Raw genomic sequence first — 15,299 nt, 5'->3', positions numbered from 1 at the left:
GCGCCTGCCCTACTTTCCGAAGCCGAAGGAGTCGGAGCCCTGGACCTTGGCCCGCAGGCGCTTGCCCTTCTCCGTGGCCTGGTCGTTCAACTCCTGGAGGAACTCCCCCATCCGCTCCTGGAGCGCGGGGTCCTGCGTGGCGAGGATGCGGGCGGCGAGCAGGCCCGCGTTGCGCGCGCCGCCGACCGAGACGGTGGCGACGGGGATCCCGGCGGGCATCTGGACGATGGAGAGCAGGCTGTCCATGCCGTCCAGGTACTTCAGCGGCACCGGGACGCCGATGACGGGCAGCGGGGTGACGGAGGCCAGCATGCCCGGCAGGTGGGCGGCCCCGCCCGCGCCCGCGATGATCGCCTTCAGGCCACGGCCCGCGGCCAGCTCTCCGTACGCGATCATCTCGCGCGGCATGCGGTGGGCGGAGACGACGTCGACCTCGTACGGGATCTCGAACTCGTCGAGCGCCTTGGCCGCCGCCTCCATGACGGGCCAGTCGGAGTCCGAGCCCATCACGATGCCGATCACGGGTGCGGCCGGTGCGGAGGGTGAAGTCATTCGGTGATCGTTCCTCGCAGGTAGTCGGCCGCGTGCCGGGCGCGCTCCCGCACGTCCGCCAGGTCGTCGCCGTAGGTGTTGACGTGGCCGATCTTGCGGCCGGGCTTCACGTCCTTGCCGTACATGTGGATCTTGAGCTGCGGATCGCGGGCCATGCAGTGCAGATACGCCTGGTACATGTCCGGGTAGTCGCCGCCCAGGACGTTGCACATGACCGTCCAGGGGGCGCGCGGGCGCGGGTCACCGAGGGGCAGGTCGAGGACGGCCCGTACGTGGTTGGCGAACTGGGAGGTGATCGCGCCGTCCTGGGTCCAGTGGCCCGAGTTGTGCGGGCGCATCGCCAGCTCGTTGACCAGGATGGCGGGCTTCCCGTCGGGTCCCCGGGTCTCGAACAGCTCCACGGCCAGGTGGCCGACGACGTCCAGCTCGGCGGCGATGCGCAGTGCCAGCTGCTGGGCCTCGCCCGCCAGCTGCTCGTCCAGCTCCGGGGCCGGGGCGATCACCGTGTCGCAGACGCCGTCGACCTGGAGGGACTCGACGACCGGGTAGGCGACGGCCTGACCGTGCGGCGAGCGGACGATGTTGGCCGCCAGCTCCCGCACGAAGTCGACCTTCTCCTCCGCGAGGACCGGGACCCCGGCGCGGAACGGATCGGCCGCGTCCGCCTCGGAGCGGACGAACCACACGCCCTTGCCGTCGTACCCGCCGCGCACGGTCTTGAGGATGACGGGGAAGCCCCCGACCTCCTCGGCGAACGCGGCGGCGTCGGCCGGGTCGCTCACGATGCGGTGGCGGGGGCAGGGGGCGCCGATCTCCGTGAGTTTGGCCCTCATCACCCCCTTGTCCTGGGCATGGACCAGGGCGTCGGGCCCGGGGCGCACGGGGATGCCGTCCGCCTCCAGGGCCCGCAGATGCTCGGTCGGCACGTGCTCGTGATCAAAGGTGATCACGTCACAGCCCTGCGCGAAGGCGCGCAGCGTGTCCAGGTCGCGATAGTCGCCGATGACGACCTCGCTCACCACCTGGGCGGCCGAGTCCTGGGGAGTGTCACTGAGGAGCTTGAATTTCAGGCCGAGGGGGATGCCCGCCTCGTGGGTCATACGGGCGAGCTGACCGCCGCCGACCATGCCGACTACCGGGAACGTCACGCCTCCAGGGTATCCGCCACGCCGGTGCTCCCCGGACGGCCGTACGGATGCAGTGCTGCTCGCCGCCCCGCGGACTCAGGGGCGTCACACGGGAGGGCTGGTTAGCATGGCTGGGTTGACGTGTGTGCGTCGACGCCATCCAGACGCCTTCCAACGGACGGGGCCAGCGATCACCATGAGCGAACGGGGCGCACTGCGGACCCGGCTTGAGCTGCTGGCCCGGGAGGTCGCCAAGTTCGGCGCGGTCGGCGCTTTCGGCCTGCTGGTCAATATCGCGGTCTTCAACCTGCTGCGGCACACGACGGACCTCCAGGTGGTCCGGGCGAGCGTGCTGGCGACCTTCGTCGCGATCCTCTTCAACTACGTGGGCTTCCGCTACTGGACCTACCGGGAGCGCGACAAGACCGGCCGGACCCGTGAGCTGACGCTGTTCCTGCTGTTCAGCGCGGCGGGCGCGGTGATCGAGACGGGCGTGCTGTACCTGGCGACATACGGCTTCGGCTGGAACACGCCGCTCCAGAGCAATATCTTCAAGATCGTCGGCATCGGCATCGCCACCCTGTTCCGCTTCTGGTCCTACCGGACCTGGGTCTTCAAGACGCTGCCCGCCCCGGAGACCAAGGGGACCGTGGTGAACGCGGAACGGTTTCTGGAGCAGCGTCGGCCGGCGGAAGAGCGAGTAGCGCCCGACCCCGTACGGAACTGACGCGACGCGCTCGCCCGGCACGGCCCCCGTACGGAACTGATGCGGCGCCTTCGTCGTTGTCAGCGCACCGGGCGCTGTTCAGCGCACCGGGCGCTCGGGTTCCTTGCGGTCCAGCGGGACCCGGCTGAGGAAGAGCGCGAAGACCGCCGGGTGCTGCTGGAGCAGTTCGAGCCGCCCGCCGTCCGCCTCCGCGAGGTCACGGGCGACGGCGAGGCCGATGCCGGTGGAGTTGCGGCCGCTGATGGTCCGCTCGAAGATCCGCGCCCCCAGCTCCGCGGGGACGCCGGGGCCCTCGTCGGTGACCTCGATGACGACCTGGTTGCCGGTGACGCGGGTGCGCAGGGCGACGGTGCCGCCGCCGTGCATGAGGGAGTTCTCGATCAGCGCCGCGAGGACCTGGGCGACCGCGCCCGGGGTGCCGACGGCGCGCAGTCCGTGCTTGCCGGAGCAGACGAGGGCCCGGCCGGTGGAGCGGTAGGCGGGGCGCCACTCCTCGATCTGCTGCTTGATGACCTCGTCCAGGTCGAAGACGACGGCGGATCCGGTCCGCGGGTCGCGGGAGTTGGTCAGCAGCCGCTCGACGACGTCGGTGAGGCGCTCGACCTGCGTCAGGGCGATGTTCGCCTCCTCCTTGACCGTCTCGGGGTCGTCGGTGACGGAGATCTCCTCGATCCGCATGGAGAGCGCGGTCAGCGGTGTCCGCAGCTGGTGCGAGGCGTCGGCGGCGAGGCGCCGCTCGGCGGTCAGCATCCGGGCGATCCGCTCGGCGGAGGCGTCCAGTACGTCGGCGACCCGGTCCAGCTCCGGCACCCCGTACCGCTTGTGGCGCGGGCGGGGGTCGCCGGAGCCGAGGCGCTCGGCGGTCTCGGCGAGGTCGGTGAGCGGGGAGGCGAGCCGGTTGGCCTGGCGTACGGCGAGGAGCACTGCGGAGACGATCGCGAGCAGCGCCACCGCGCCGATGATCAGCAGCGTGCGCCCGACCTCGCGGGTGACGGAGGAGCGGGACTCCTCGACGGTGACCTTCTCGCCCTGCTCGCCGGTCTCGGTGGCGCGCAGGACGCTGCCGTCGGGGCGCTCGCCGACGGTGATGGGGGCCCGGCCCGGGATCTCGATCAGGGCGAACCGACTGGGATCGATCTGCTCGGACAGCACTCCGGAGTTGATCACTTCATCGCCCAGCAGACGGCTGTCGACCACGCTCATCAGCCGCAGAGCCTCGGACTCGACGCTCTCCTGGGCGCTGGCGCTGATGGTGCGCGTCTCCACGATCACCAGCGATACGCCGAATACGGCGATGACGACGAGCACCACGGCGAGCGTGGAGTTGATCAGTCGGCGGCGCATGTCCGCCGGACCCGTTGCCGTACGTCGTCAAAGTGCATGGGTGCTTCGTACGTCAGCTCTTCTCGAACCGGAAGCCGACGCCCCGGACGGTGGCGATGTAGCGCGGATTGGCGGCGTCGTCGCCGAGCTTCTTGCGCAGCCAGGAGATGTGCATGTCGAGGGTCTTGGTGGAGGACCACCAGGTGGTGTCCCAGACCTCGCGCATGAGCTGGTCGCGGGTCACGACCCGGCCCGCGTCCCGGACCAGGACCCGCAGCAGGTCGAACTCCTTGGCGGTGAGCTGGAGCTCCTCCTCGCCCATCCAGGCCCGGTGCGACTCGACGTCGATCCTGACGCCGTGGGTGGCGGGCTGCGGGACGGGCTCGGAGGCCCCGCGACGCAGCAGGGCGCGGACCCGGGCGAGCAGCTCGGCGAGGCGGAACGGCTTGGTGACGTAGTCGTCGGCGCCGGCGTCCAGGCCGACGACCGTGTCGACCTCGTCGGCGCGGGCCGTCAGCACGAGGATCGGGATGGTGTGCCCGTCGGCACGGAGTCGGCGGGCGACTTCGAGACCGTCCATCCCGGGCAGCCCCAGGTCGAGGACGACCAGGTCGATGCCGCCCTGGAGTCCGGCGTCGAGCGCGGACGGACCGTCCTGGCGGACCTCGACCTCGTAACCCTCCCGACGCAGGGCGCGGGCCAGTGGCTCCGAGATGGATGCGTCGTCCTCGGCGAGCAGTACACGGGTCATGGAGTGATGGTAGTCCGGACGGGGAGCCGGGAGTGAGGCCTGCGACGTCACCTGCGGGTCAGCTCCACAAAGAGGACAAGGACCTTGGAATATGCGAGCCTGGTTCCACTAAGACCTGTGATCCATATCTCAAGTCCTTTTATATCCTGCCGTGTCGTGGCGTATGGTGTCCCGACGCCTGTTGCACTACTCAAGGACCTTTGGGCAGCCATGAGCGCCAAGGGTCTCTTTTGTGTGCGGGACCGGTCACACCGGTCCGCCCTGAGTGAATGACCTGTGAGCCGGGCCCGGAGCGCGAAGACGCGCCCCGGGTGTGGATCCCGATGCGGTTCTTCCCCGCCCCGTCGCCGAGCGCCCCGTCAGGAGCGCGGCCGCGTGGGGCGAATCCCCCTCAGGCGTCGGGGATGGGGGTGACCGCACCGGTGCCGGCTGCCCCCCACCGGGCGCGTACCGCTCACGAGGCGACGCGTCCCGACCAGCAAGGATCGACCATGGCGTCCAGCCTGACGAAGGACTCGGCCAGTTCCGGCGAGAAGACCTTCTTCGGCCACCCCCGCGGCCTGGCCACTCTCTTCATGACGGAGATGTGGGAGCGCTTCAGCTATTACGGCATGAGGGCACTGCTCCCGCTCTACCTGATCGCGCCCGGCGGGCTCGACATGAACCCCGGCACGGCGACCGCGATCTACTCGGTCTACCTGTCGCTGGTGTACCTGCTCGCCCTGCCCGGCGGCTGGTTCGGCGACCGGGTCTGGGGCCCGCGCAAGACCGTCGCCGTCGCCGGCGGGGTCATCATGGCGGGGCACCTCGTCCTGGCCCTGCCCTGGGAGGGCACGTTCTTCGGCGGCCTCGGCCTCGTGGCCATCGGATCGGGTCTGCTCAAGTCCAACATCTCGACGATGGTCGGCCACCTCTACGACGGCCCGGAGGACCCGCGCCGCGACGGTGGCTTCACGATCTTCTACATGGGCATCAACATGGGCGCCTTCGCGGCTCCCCTGGTGATCGGTACCGTCGGCGAGAACGTCAACTGGCACCTCGGCTTCGCCCTCGCCGCGCTCGGCATGGGCCTGGGTGTGCTCCAGTTCCTCATGGGCACCCGCCACCTGAACGAGCGCAGCCTCGTCGTCCCGAAGCCGCTCTCCCAGGACGAGCGCGCCTCGACGCTGCGCAAGTCGATGATCTGGCTGGGCGTCGCGGCCGTCTTCTACATCGGTACGGTCGTCACCGGCGTCTACACGCTGAACTGGCTGCTGGTCCCGATCACCGTCGCGGGTCTCGTCATTCCGGTGATGGTCCTGACGCGCATCAAGCGCGACAAGGAGCTCAGCGCCGCCGAGCAGTCGAAGATGTCCGGCTACATCTGGTTCTTCGTGGCCGCCGCGATCTTCTGGATGATCTACGACCAGGGCGGCTCGACGCTCGCGATCTTCGCCGAGTCCTCGGCGGACAACAGCGTCTTCGGCTGGGACTTCCCGGTCTCCTGGTACCAGTCGGTCAACCCGGTCCTGATCATGGCGCTCGCGCCGGTCTTCGCCGCCTTCTGGCTCGCCCTGAACCGACGCGGCAAGGAGCCGAGCACGATCGTGAAGTTCAGCTCCGGTCTCGTTCTGATCGGCGCCTCGTTCTTCGTCTTCCTGATGCCGCTGACCATCGCGGGTGACGGCCACAAGGCCGCCGCGATGTGGATGGTCGCGATCTACTTCATCCAGACCGTCGCCGAGCTGACGCTCTCCCCGGTCGGCCTCTCCGTCACGACGAAGATGGCTCCGGCGAAGTACGCCAGCCAGATGATGGGTGTCTGGTTCCTCGCCGTCACCGCCGGTGACTGCACCACGGGCCTGCTCTCGCTGGCCGGTGTGGGGCTCAACGGCACCGGGGTCGTGGCCCTGGAGGCGACGCTCGCCGTCGTGGCCGGTATCGCGATCTTCATGTACCGCGGCAAGGTCAAGCAGCTGATGGGCGACGTCCGCTGACCGGTGGCGTCCGCCGGTGGGCAAGTCCGCTGACAGGCGGCATCCGCCGATGGGCAAGTCCGCTGACAGGCGGCATCCGCTGACAGGCACCGTCCGCTGATGGACGCCCTGTAGGACGTACGGCAAGGGCCGCCGCACCGGAACTCTCCGGTGCGGCGGCCCTTGCGCGTCATGCCGTGCCGCGCAGCCTCCGCCACGGGGTGAACGTGAACACCGCACCGCCCAGCAGGATCGCCGTACCGGCGACCAGGCCGAGCGCGCGCAGGGCACCGTCGTCCTCGGCGCCGGTGGCTGCCAGGCCTCCGCCGGAGTCCGTGCCGCCGGCCGACGCCGCGGCTCCGCCCGAGCCCGCAGTGCCGCCGCTGTCGCCCCCGCTGCCGCCGGACGCGCCGCCCGGCTGGGCGGAGGTGTCCAGCTCCAGGGAGACGGCCACGTCGTCGGGCGGGGTGCACGTGGTCGTCGTACCGGCGGCCATCACCGTCAGGACGCCGGGGCTGAGCGTGGACTTCCCGCTCGCGCCGGGCTTGTACGTGCCGGTGAGGTCGGGGATCTCGATCGGGGCGCCGGTCTTGATGACCTCCTTGTTCAGCGGCCCCTCGACCTTGACCGTGCCCGAGTCCGCACCGCCGAGCTCGACGTCCATCGACGGCTTGACCTGGTTGGCCGGGATGTCGATCGGGCTGTCCATCACGGACTCGCTGAACTCCACGGTGAGGTCGTAGTCCCCGCCGTTCTTCTTGGCGCTGATCCGGACCGGTGAGGTGGCGTCCTTGTCGCCGATCGGGGTCTTGCACGCGTAGGCGACGGACACCTCCCTGCCGGGGAAGTCGGTCTCGCCGCCGCCCCCGCCCGTGCTCCCGCCGCTGCCGGTGCCGCCGCTGTCCGTACCACCGTCCGTACCGCCGTTCGTACCGCCGTTCGTACCGCCGTTCGTACCGCCGGAGTCACCGCCTCCGGATGTGGTGCCGCCGGAATCCGTGCCCCCGGACGTCGTGCCTCCGGTGTCGGCCCCGCCCGTCGTCGTACCGCCGCTGTCCGTGCCGCCGGAGGTCGTGCCGCCCGCGGTGGAGCCGCCGCCGTCCGTGACCTTGATCGTGGCGCCCGGCTGGACCTCCTCCTTCGGGGTGCACTTGGTGTTCGTGGAGATCGGCTTGGACACGTTGATGTTGTACGCGCCCGGGGTCAGCGTGATCTCCCCGGCGGTCTCCAGCTTGAGCGTGCCCTTCATGTCGGACAGCAGCATGGGGCTGTTCTTGGGAATGGGCGGGTTCTGCCGCGGGCCCTCCAGCTTCAGTTCACCGCTCGCCGCCCCGCCGAGGGTGACGGTGCCGGTCGGCTTTACGGTGTCGGCGCCCAGGTCCAGTACGTCCGGGTTCTTGGACGCGGCCTCGACCGTCTTCCAGACCACCTCGATCTCGTCGCCGACCTCTGCCTCGGCCGGCGCGGTCAGCTCCACCTTCGTGGTGCCCTGTACGGCGGGCAGTCCCGAGATCGGCGGCGGAATGCATTCCGTCGCGTAGCTGACCTCGGCGGCCTGGGCCGGACTCGCGGCCATCAGGATGCCCGCGCCGCCGAGCATCAGCGCGACTCCGGCCGCGCTCATCCTCCGTTGCGTACTCACGCTTGTCCCTTCGTCGTGGGTCGGGGTCGGTTCTCTGACGGTGCGGAGTCCGGGGTGAACCACGGCAGCGCGGCCGTGGTCGAGTTCGTGCTCGTGGTCGAGTTCGTGCTCGTGGTCGAGTTCGTGCTCGTGGGTGGCTTCGGTTCGGTGGCTCCCCCGCGCGCTCGCGATCGCGTCGTACGGTGCGCGTGGCGTGCCGCGGCTGTTCCGGCCGGGCGCGGGCGGACCTTGTCCACGACGGCCATGCCGATACGGAAGAGGGCGGCCGGGACGATCAGGCAGAGCAGGACCCAGAACAGCGTGACGCCCCAGGGCCGGCCGACCCCCCACGGCTGTTCGGCCAGCACCTTGTCCCCGTACCGCAGGGAGACCTGGTAGTCGCCGTGCGCGCCCGCGGACAGCTCGACCGGCAGCTTGATCTGCGCCTTGCCGCCGGGCGCGACCGTGCCGCGCCACTGGCGTTCCTCCCACTGCGGGGCGTAGACGCCGTGCGCGGTGCCGATCTCGAAGACGGGGTCCTTCACGGGGCCGGTGCCAAGATTGCCGACGGTGAAGACCAACCGCCGGGCGGGCGGCGCACCGAACCAGGTGAGCAGCGAGCTGTCGCCCTCCAGCCGGGTGCTGGCCAGCACCGCGAGTCTCCCGTCCGCGGCCTCCCTCGGCAGCTCTTCCGTCGGGTGGCCCGCCACCGTGAACACGGCGTCGACCAGCGCCTGTTCACCCGTCACCGTGGCGACGTGCACCACGCAGGGGCACGGCTTCGGCGGCTCGGCCACCGGCAGCTTCTTACTGAACGCGCCCTTCTTGTCGGTGGTGACGGCCCGTCCATCGGCGTTGGCACAGGAGTTGGTGCCGCCGATCACACCCCGCTCCGGCGTGGACTGACCGCAGATCAGCAGCATCAGCAACGCGTCGGAGCGCCAGCCGCTGCCCCTGACGGTGATCTCGCCTCCCTTGCCCGCCTCCTTCTTGGAGAGGCTGACGGTGGGGTCGCCGTCGGCCGCCCGCGCGCCGGGGGCGGCCGTCAGGACGAGCAGGAGGGGCAGGAGGGCGAGAAGAGCGGCCAGGAAGAGGGAGAGGCGAGCCGGGGGCGCGGTGCGTCGGAGGGCTACGGGTCCGGACTGCTGCGTCACGATTGCGCTCCCGCCTTCGCCAGGGACCTTGTCTCGGCCGGCTGTTCCGCTTCCGCTTCTTCTACTTCTTCCGCTTCTGCTGCTTCTGCTGCTTCTGCTGCTTCTGTCGTGGGCTGTCGCCCGTCTCCTTCCGTGGTCCCCGGCGGTGCTCGGCGGGTTCGCCTGCGCCGGTACGCGCCGGTCCCGAGCAGTGCCAGGAGCCCGAGGGCCGCCAGCCCGGCCCCGACGGCCGGAAGCACCGGGACGTACGTCGCCGAAGCCTCGCCCTCGTCGCGGGCACCGCCGTCCGCGGTGACCCTCAGCCGTACGGTGACCGCGTCCAGGGCGGGGGCGTCCGGCCATGGTTCGGTCAGCTCCGCCCGGCGGCCGGGGGCGAGCTCCAGCGGCAGGGGCCGTTCCGGGCGGTCCAGAATCGCGCCGAACACTCCCTCGGCGCGCACCGCCAGCCGGGGCCTCAGCACCGCGTTGCCCCGGTTGACGAGGGCGTAACGGATGGTCCGGCCCGACACCTCGACGTCCTCCACGGTGAGCGCCGCCAGCGTGGGGCCGCCGATCCGCACCCGTACCGGAACTCGCTTCTCCGCGCCCCCGCCGACCGCCACCGCCTCCCCTGACACGTCACCGGGCCCCGCGCCGGACGGCACCGCGAGGGCGAACGGCACATCGGCGCGGGTCCGGGCCGGAACGGTGACGGTGTCCGCGGCGAACCGGAGCCAGGACCCGGCCCGGCCGTCGCCCCGCAGCCGTACGGTCAGCGGGGTGCGGGCGGAGTTGGTCACCGACAGCCGGTCCTGGAGCACCATGGCGGGGGTGCCCTCCAGGTAGACGTACGGCCGGGCGTCCCGGCCGTCGCTCCCGCCGCCCGCAGGGCGGACCGTCCAGCCCGTCCGGGCCCCGGGGCCGTCGTCGGCCGCCACCGGGGGCGCGGCGAGCGCACACAGCAGCGCGGCGAGCGCCGCCGGGAGGCCGAGCAGCGCCCGGCGAACGTACGCGTACGGGACCGGCTTCGGCGCCGAGCGGACGCGTGGGGTCGGCAGCGGCATGAACAAAGCTCCCTTGCTTCGTGGCCGAGGCTCACGGAGTCAGCGCTTCGTAGCCAAGGCTCGCGGGTTCAGCGCTTCGTGGCCGAGGCCCGCGGGTTCAGCCCGTGGAGCGCTGTCCTCGCCGGGTCAGCCAGAGCACTCCGGCCGCCCCGGTCAGCAGCACGGTGCCGCCGAGCGTGCCGAGCGCCGCCGCCGAGTCGAGGGGGCCGGTGCGGGGCAGTTCGCCGCCGCCCGAGGACCCGCCGGTCGCGCCGCCGCCCGTGGAACCCCCGGTGGAGCCGCCGGTGGAACCGCCCGATGAGCCGCCCGCGCCCTGGACGTCGAGTTCGAGGGAGGGGCCGGGACTGTTCTTGGGCGTACAGGTGGTGGTCGTACCGAGGGCCTTGATGGTGAGCACCCCGGCGGTGAAGGTGACCTTGCCGCTCTTCTTCGGGGTGTACGTCCCCGACAAGTCACTGATCTTGATAGGGGTGTCGGGCGGGATCGCCTCGGCGTTCGCCGGTCCGGAGACCTGGACCCTGCCCGTCTCCGCACCGCCCAGTTCGATCACGGCGCTCGGGTTCATGGCTCCCTTGCCCAGTTCGACCGGGCTGGAGGAGACGCCCTTCTGGAAGGACATGGTGAGCTTGTAGCCGTTGCCGCTCCTGACGCCCTTGATATCGATGGGCGAGACCGCCCCCTTGGGCCCGATGGGCGTCACACACTGGTAGTTGACGTCCACGACCTCGGCGTGTGCGGCGGGCGCGCCCAGCACCACCATCGAGCCTGCCAGCGCAGTCGCCAGCGCGAGAGTTGTCCGTCTCCGGTTCGACACCTCGTGTTCCCCTCATGCCGGACGTCGCCGCGCACCACGACCCTTACGGGTGAACGTTGCTGACGACACATCAGATTGGGCGCTCAAGGTACGCCCGGGGCCTGATGGAGGGAAGACAAAGAGCGCGCCGATCCGGCGCGCTCCTCTCGGTGCGGGTGGCGCGGTTCGTCGGTACGGATACGGCTCCGCCCGCCGGCACGGAATTGTGCGGTTCGTCGGTACGAGCGTGGCTCCGCTCGCCGACGCGGGGTCCTGCGGTTCGTCGGTACGAGCGTGGCTCCGCTCGCCGACGCGGGGTCCTGCGGTTCGTCGGTACGGGTGCGGCTCGCGGGGCTACGCGGGAGCGGCGAGCTCCGCCCACACGGTCTTGCCCGGCTTCTCCGGCGTACGCACGACGCCCCAGTCCAGGCAGAGGCGCTGCACGATGAACATGCCGTGCCCTCCGGGACGCCCGGCGCGGTGAGGCGTTCGGGGAGCGGGCTGCCCTGCCCCCCGGTCGACGACCTCCACCCGCAGCACCTTGGGCGTGCGGCCGATCCGAAGCTCCTCGGGGCCCTCGGCGTGCAGGCAGGCATTGGTCACGAGCTCGGAGACGACCAGCAGGACATCCTCGGCGGCGGCCCGGCGGTCCGCGCTGGACGCCGGGAGCCAGCCCCAGTCGCACAGGGCCTGCCGGGCGAAGTCACGGGCCATGGGGACGATGCCGCTGGCCTGCCCGAGGGAGAGCGTGCGCCACTGCCGGTCCGCCGGGACGAGCGAGGCTGCGCCCGCTTCGTCCGGCTCGCGGCCGAGGTCGCCCGGCGGATGCTGCCGGGTGGTGCTCATCAGCGCTTCACCTCACCGATTCGCCATGTCGCCATGTCGCCATTGAACAGATAATGGTCAGTTACCGAGTGTGCCGGGCCCTCACTGGGCGCCGCCGGGGTGTCTCCTGCCCTGCCGCTTCGCAACAACACCCACTTCGGGCACACGATCGCGTGACACGGGCGACATCGGAGGCATCAGGGCCGCCGGGGCGTCGGGCGGGTCACACGCGCGTGGGGTCAGGTGTCCAGGGCGTCGGCGAGCGTGGCGTGGACGGTGAAGACCGCCTCCGCGCCCGTGATCTCGAACACCCTCGCCACAACGGGCAGCATTCCGGCCAGATGAACCCCTCCTCCGGCCGCCTCCGCCTTGAGACGGGCACCGAGCAGCACGTTCAGCCCGGTGGAATCACAGAACTCCAGTCGCGAACAGTCGACCACCAGGCGTGACCGCCCCTGCTCGACCGCACTCTCCAGAGGTTCGCGCAACAGATCGGCGGTGTGGTGGTCAAGCTCACCCACCGGCGTCACGACCTCGCTGCACCCCTCGGTCCGGACCTCGACCTGAAGCCGACCCCGGTTCGCACTGCCGACCGTCCCGCGGTCCATGCCTGTCCCTCTTCGCCGTTCGTCACTTGCGCTTCACTGCCTGCGCGGCCGTATGCGGAGCTGCCGCCGACGTGCGTAAAACAGTACGCGTTCCGCTCGCCCCGCGGTAGTCGGAGACCTCAACAAACCGGACATATAGCATCAATTGGCGCTTGTAACTGCTGGCAGGAACCGGGTAAGGGTAGAGGGACACCCAAAACACGACCGGCTATGGAGGCGCCGCTTCACCGCAGGAACACGTATGGGCATCGGCAGCCATATGCCGAGAACGATGGAGGAGAAGCATGTCACCCCGGCTCGACGAAGCGCGTACCCACAACGCGCCGTCGGCATGTCCTCAGGGACCGACCAATTCCGACTCCCCCGCCGCGAGCGCCGTACCCGGCCCGCGTGCCAGCACCACCAGCACCACCAGCACCACCTCTGAGCTTTCCGGCGAGGGCTTCGACGGGCTTGAGGGGCTTCCCGAGATCCCGCCCTACGCCGAAGTAGGGGCCCTGGACGCGCGGGCCCTGTCGAAGACGCTGTTCGAGCGGCTGGAGTCCCTCGAAGAGGGCACCCACGAGTACAGCTACGTCCGCAACACCCTCGTCGAGCTCAACCTCGCGCTCGTCAAGTTCGCCGCTTCCCGGTTCCGCTCCCGCAGCGAGCCGATGGAGGACATCGTCCAGGTCGGCACCATCGGCCTGATCAAGGCGATCGACCGGTTCGAGCTGAGCCGCGGTGTGGAGTTCCCCACCTTCGCCATGCCGACGATCGTCGGCGAGATCAAGCGTTTCTTCCGCGACACCAGCTGGTCCGTACGCGTACCGCGCCGACTCCAGGAGCTCCGGCTCGACCTGGCGAAGGCGGGCGACGAGCTGTCGCAGCAGCTGGACCGCGCGCCCACCGTGGCGGAGCTGTCCGAGCGTCTGGGCATCACCCCGGACGAGGTCGTCGAGGGCATGTCCGCGAGCAACGCCTACACCGCGAGCTCGCTGGACGCCAAGCCCGAGGAGGACGACAACGAGGGCGCGCTCGCGGACCGCATCGGCTACGAGGACCACGGCCTCGAAGGCATCGAGTACGTCGAGTCGCTGAAGCCGCTCATCGCCGCGCTTCCCTCGCGCGACCGCATGATCCTCTCGCTCCGCTTCGTCAGCAATATGACGCAGTCGGAGATCGGCGAGGAGCTGGGCATCTCGCAGATGCACGTGTCCCGGCTGCTCTCCAGGACGCTGGTCAAGCTCCGCAAGGGTCTGACCCTGGAGGAATGACCGCCCCCCGGCCTCCCTCTCCAGGACGTCGGGGCCATCGAGCACCGCGGAAGGACCCGCCCCGGACCGCCGGGAGCGGGTCCTTCCGCGTGACCGGACGATGCGCCTGCGCCGGACCGGCTGCTCACCCGGGCCGAGTCCGGACCGGCTGCTGACCGGGCCGAGTCCGGACCGGCTGCTGACCGGGCCGAGTCCGGTGCCCGAGGCGCCCGGCTCCGGTACCCGCACCGCCCGTCACAGCGCCCCCTCACACCACCCGCTGGCCGCTCCGCCACACCGCGCTGACCAGCGGGACACCCGGCCGGTAGGCGAGGTGGACGTGGCTCGGGGCATCGAGGAGGACCAGGTCGGCGCGGGCGCCGGGGGTGATGCGGCCGATGTCGGTGCGGCGCAGGGCCGCGGCCCCGCCCGCGGTGGCGGACCACAGGGCCTCGTCGGGAGTCATCCCCATGTCACGTACGGCGAGGGCGATGCAGAACGGTACGGACGAGGTGAACGACGAGCCGGGGTTGCAGTCCGTGGAGAGCGCGACGGTGGCCCCCGCGTCCAGCAGGCGGCGGGCGTCGGGCCAGGTGGCGCGGGTGGAGAACTCCGCGCCGGGGAGCAGCGTGGCGACCGTGCTGCCCTGTCCGAGCGCGTCGACGTCGGCGTCGGTGAGGTGGGTGCAGTGGTCGGCGGATGCGGCGTCGAGCTCGACGGCCAGCTGCACGCCGGGGCCGTACGACAGCTGGTTGGCGTGGATACGCGGGTGCAGCCCCCTGGCACGCCCCGCCGTGAGGATGGCGCGGGCCTGGTCGCCGTCGAACGCGCCCTGCTCGCAGAACACGTCGATCCAGCGGGCGTGCGGGGCGCAGGCCTCCAGCATCGGGCCGGTGACCAGGTCGACGTAGCCCGCGGGGTCGTCGGCGTAGTCCGGGGAGACGATGTGGGCGCCGAGGTAGGTGACCTCGTCGGTGTGACGGCTCGCGATGCGCAGGGCGCGGGCCTCGTGCTCGACGGTGAGGCCGTAGCCGGACTTGGTCTCGAAGGTGGTCGTGCCCTGGCGCAGGGCCTCGGCGAGGTAGCGGGCGACGTTGGCGGAGAGCTCGTCGTCGGAGGCGGCCCGGGTGGCGGCGACCGTGGTGCGGATGCCGCCCGCACGGTAGGGCTGCCCGGACATCCGGGCGTTGAACTCCTGGGTGCGGTCGCCCGCGAAGACCAGGTGGGAGTGGGAGTCGACGAAGCCGGGGATCACGGCCCGGCCCGCCGCGTCGAGGACGTTGTCAGTGGCGGGTGCTTTGCTTGATTCACCGGTCCAGACGATGCGGTCGCCGTCGATGACGACGGCCGCGTCCTGGATCAGGCCCAGGGGGGTCCCGTTGCCGAGGGAGGGGTCATTGGTGACCAGGCTGGCGATGTGGGTGACGGCGGTGCTCGTCATCTGGAGAGTGTTCTCCTTGCGTTGCGGGAGAGCGGGGGCGGTCGTGCGGGGCGGGCGTTGGTCGTTCGTGCGGAGCGGCTGGTCGGCCTTGCGGGGCGGGCGGTGGTCGGCCGTGCGCAGCGCGGCTTTGCGGGGCGGGCGGTG

At 70.9% G+C, this 15,299-nt stretch carries 14 protein-coding genes; 3 read left to right on the top strand and 11 right to left on the bottom strand.

The window, feature by feature from the left end:
• Positions 1–9 precede the first annotated feature (9 nt).
• Both purE and CIB93_RS13480 read right to left on the bottom strand, forming a co-directional pair.
• Entirely contained in the window at positions 10–552 is a 543-nt protein-coding gene (purE, locus tag CIB93_RS13485; protein WP_096627037.1) for a 5-(carboxyamino)imidazole ribonucleotide mutase, read from the bottom strand.
• Positions 549–1,700: a 5-(carboxyamino)imidazole ribonucleotide synthase gene (locus tag CIB93_RS13480; protein WP_096627036.1), complete on the bottom strand. Its 1,152-nt coding sequence runs from the start codon at positions 1,698–1,700 to the stop codon at positions 549–551. Before CIB93_RS13480 ends, purE begins: the two co-directional genes overlap by 4 nt.
• A gap of 175 nt (positions 1,701–1,875) precedes the next feature.
• Between CIB93_RS13480 and CIB93_RS13475 the strand changes: the two genes are divergently transcribed.
• Positions 1,876–2,406: a GtrA family protein gene (locus CIB93_RS13475; protein ID WP_096627035.1), complete on the top strand. Its 531-nt coding sequence runs from the start codon at positions 1,876–1,878 to the stop codon at positions 2,404–2,406.
• A gap of 78 nt (positions 2,407–2,484) precedes the next feature.
• Here CIB93_RS13475 and CIB93_RS13470 read toward each other — a convergent pair whose 3' ends face one another.
• A complete protein-coding gene (locus CIB93_RS13470) occupies positions 2,485–3,750 on the bottom strand; it encodes an ATP-binding protein (RefSeq protein ID WP_096627034.1) in 1,266 nt (421 codons plus the stop codon).
• Positions 3,751–3,802: 52 nt separating this feature from the next.
• Positions 3,803–4,480, bottom strand: coding sequence for a response regulator transcription factor (locus tag CIB93_RS13465; RefSeq protein ID WP_096627080.1), 678 nt, complete (start codon positions 4,478–4,480; stop codon positions 3,803–3,805).
• Positions 4,481–4,971: 491 nt separating this feature from the next.
• Here CIB93_RS13465 and CIB93_RS13460 point away from each other — a divergent pair, with 491 nt between their 5' ends.
• Positions 4,972–6,456, top strand: coding sequence for an oligopeptide:H+ symporter (locus tag CIB93_RS13460; protein ID WP_096627033.1), 1,485 nt, complete (start codon positions 4,972–4,974; stop codon positions 6,454–6,456).
• A gap of 169 nt (positions 6,457–6,625) precedes the next feature.
• Here CIB93_RS13460 and CIB93_RS13455 read toward each other — a convergent pair whose 3' ends face one another.
• From CIB93_RS13455 to CIB93_RS13430, 6 genes are all read right to left on the bottom strand, one after another.
• Complete coding sequence (locus tag CIB93_RS13455; protein ID WP_096627032.1) at positions 6,626–8,059, bottom strand: hypothetical protein; 1,434 nt, start codon at positions 8,057–8,059, stop codon at positions 6,626–6,628.
• Between the two features lie 14 nt (positions 8,060–8,073).
• Entirely contained in the window at positions 8,074–9,210 is a 1,137-nt protein-coding gene (locus CIB93_RS13450) for a hypothetical protein (RefSeq protein ID WP_096627031.1), read from the bottom strand.
• On the bottom strand, positions 9,207–10,253 hold the full coding sequence (locus CIB93_RS13445; RefSeq protein ID WP_096627030.1) for a hypothetical protein: 1,047 nt from the start codon (positions 10,251–10,253) through the stop codon (positions 9,207–9,209). Before CIB93_RS13445 ends, CIB93_RS13450 begins: the two co-directional genes overlap by 4 nt.
• A gap of 97 nt (positions 10,254–10,350) precedes the next feature.
• A complete protein-coding gene (locus CIB93_RS13440; RefSeq protein ID WP_096627029.1) occupies positions 10,351–11,067 on the bottom strand; it encodes a peptidase in 717 nt (238 codons plus the stop codon).
• A 333-nt stretch (positions 11,068–11,400) separates the two neighbouring features.
• Complete coding sequence (locus tag CIB93_RS13435) at positions 11,401–11,892, bottom strand: ATP-binding protein (protein WP_096627028.1); 492 nt, start codon at positions 11,890–11,892, stop codon at positions 11,401–11,403.
• A gap of 218 nt (positions 11,893–12,110) precedes the next feature.
• Positions 12,111–12,479, bottom strand: coding sequence for an STAS domain-containing protein (locus tag CIB93_RS13430; RefSeq protein ID WP_096627027.1), 369 nt, complete (start codon positions 12,477–12,479; stop codon positions 12,111–12,113).
• Between the two features lie 284 nt (positions 12,480–12,763).
• On the opposite strand from CIB93_RS13430, the gene CIB93_RS13425 reads away from it, so the two are divergent.
• Positions 12,764–13,735, top strand: a complete 972-nt coding sequence (locus CIB93_RS13425; protein ID WP_096627026.1) for an RNA polymerase sigma factor SigF — start codon at positions 12,764–12,766, stop codon at positions 13,733–13,735.
• A 247-nt stretch (positions 13,736–13,982) separates the two neighbouring features.
• Here CIB93_RS13425 and hutI read toward each other — a convergent pair whose 3' ends face one another.
• Positions 13,983–15,155, bottom strand: a complete 1,173-nt coding sequence (gene hutI / locus CIB93_RS13420) for an imidazolonepropionase (RefSeq protein ID WP_096627079.1) — start codon at positions 15,153–15,155, stop codon at positions 13,983–13,985.
• Positions 15,156–15,299 lie beyond the last annotated feature (144 nt).

This window comes from Streptomyces sp. WZ.A104 (assembly GCF_002382885.1).
GTDB lineage: Bacteria > Actinomycetota > Actinomycetes > Streptomycetales > Streptomycetaceae > Streptomyces.
This window is presented reverse-complemented; position numbering and strand designations above follow the sequence as displayed.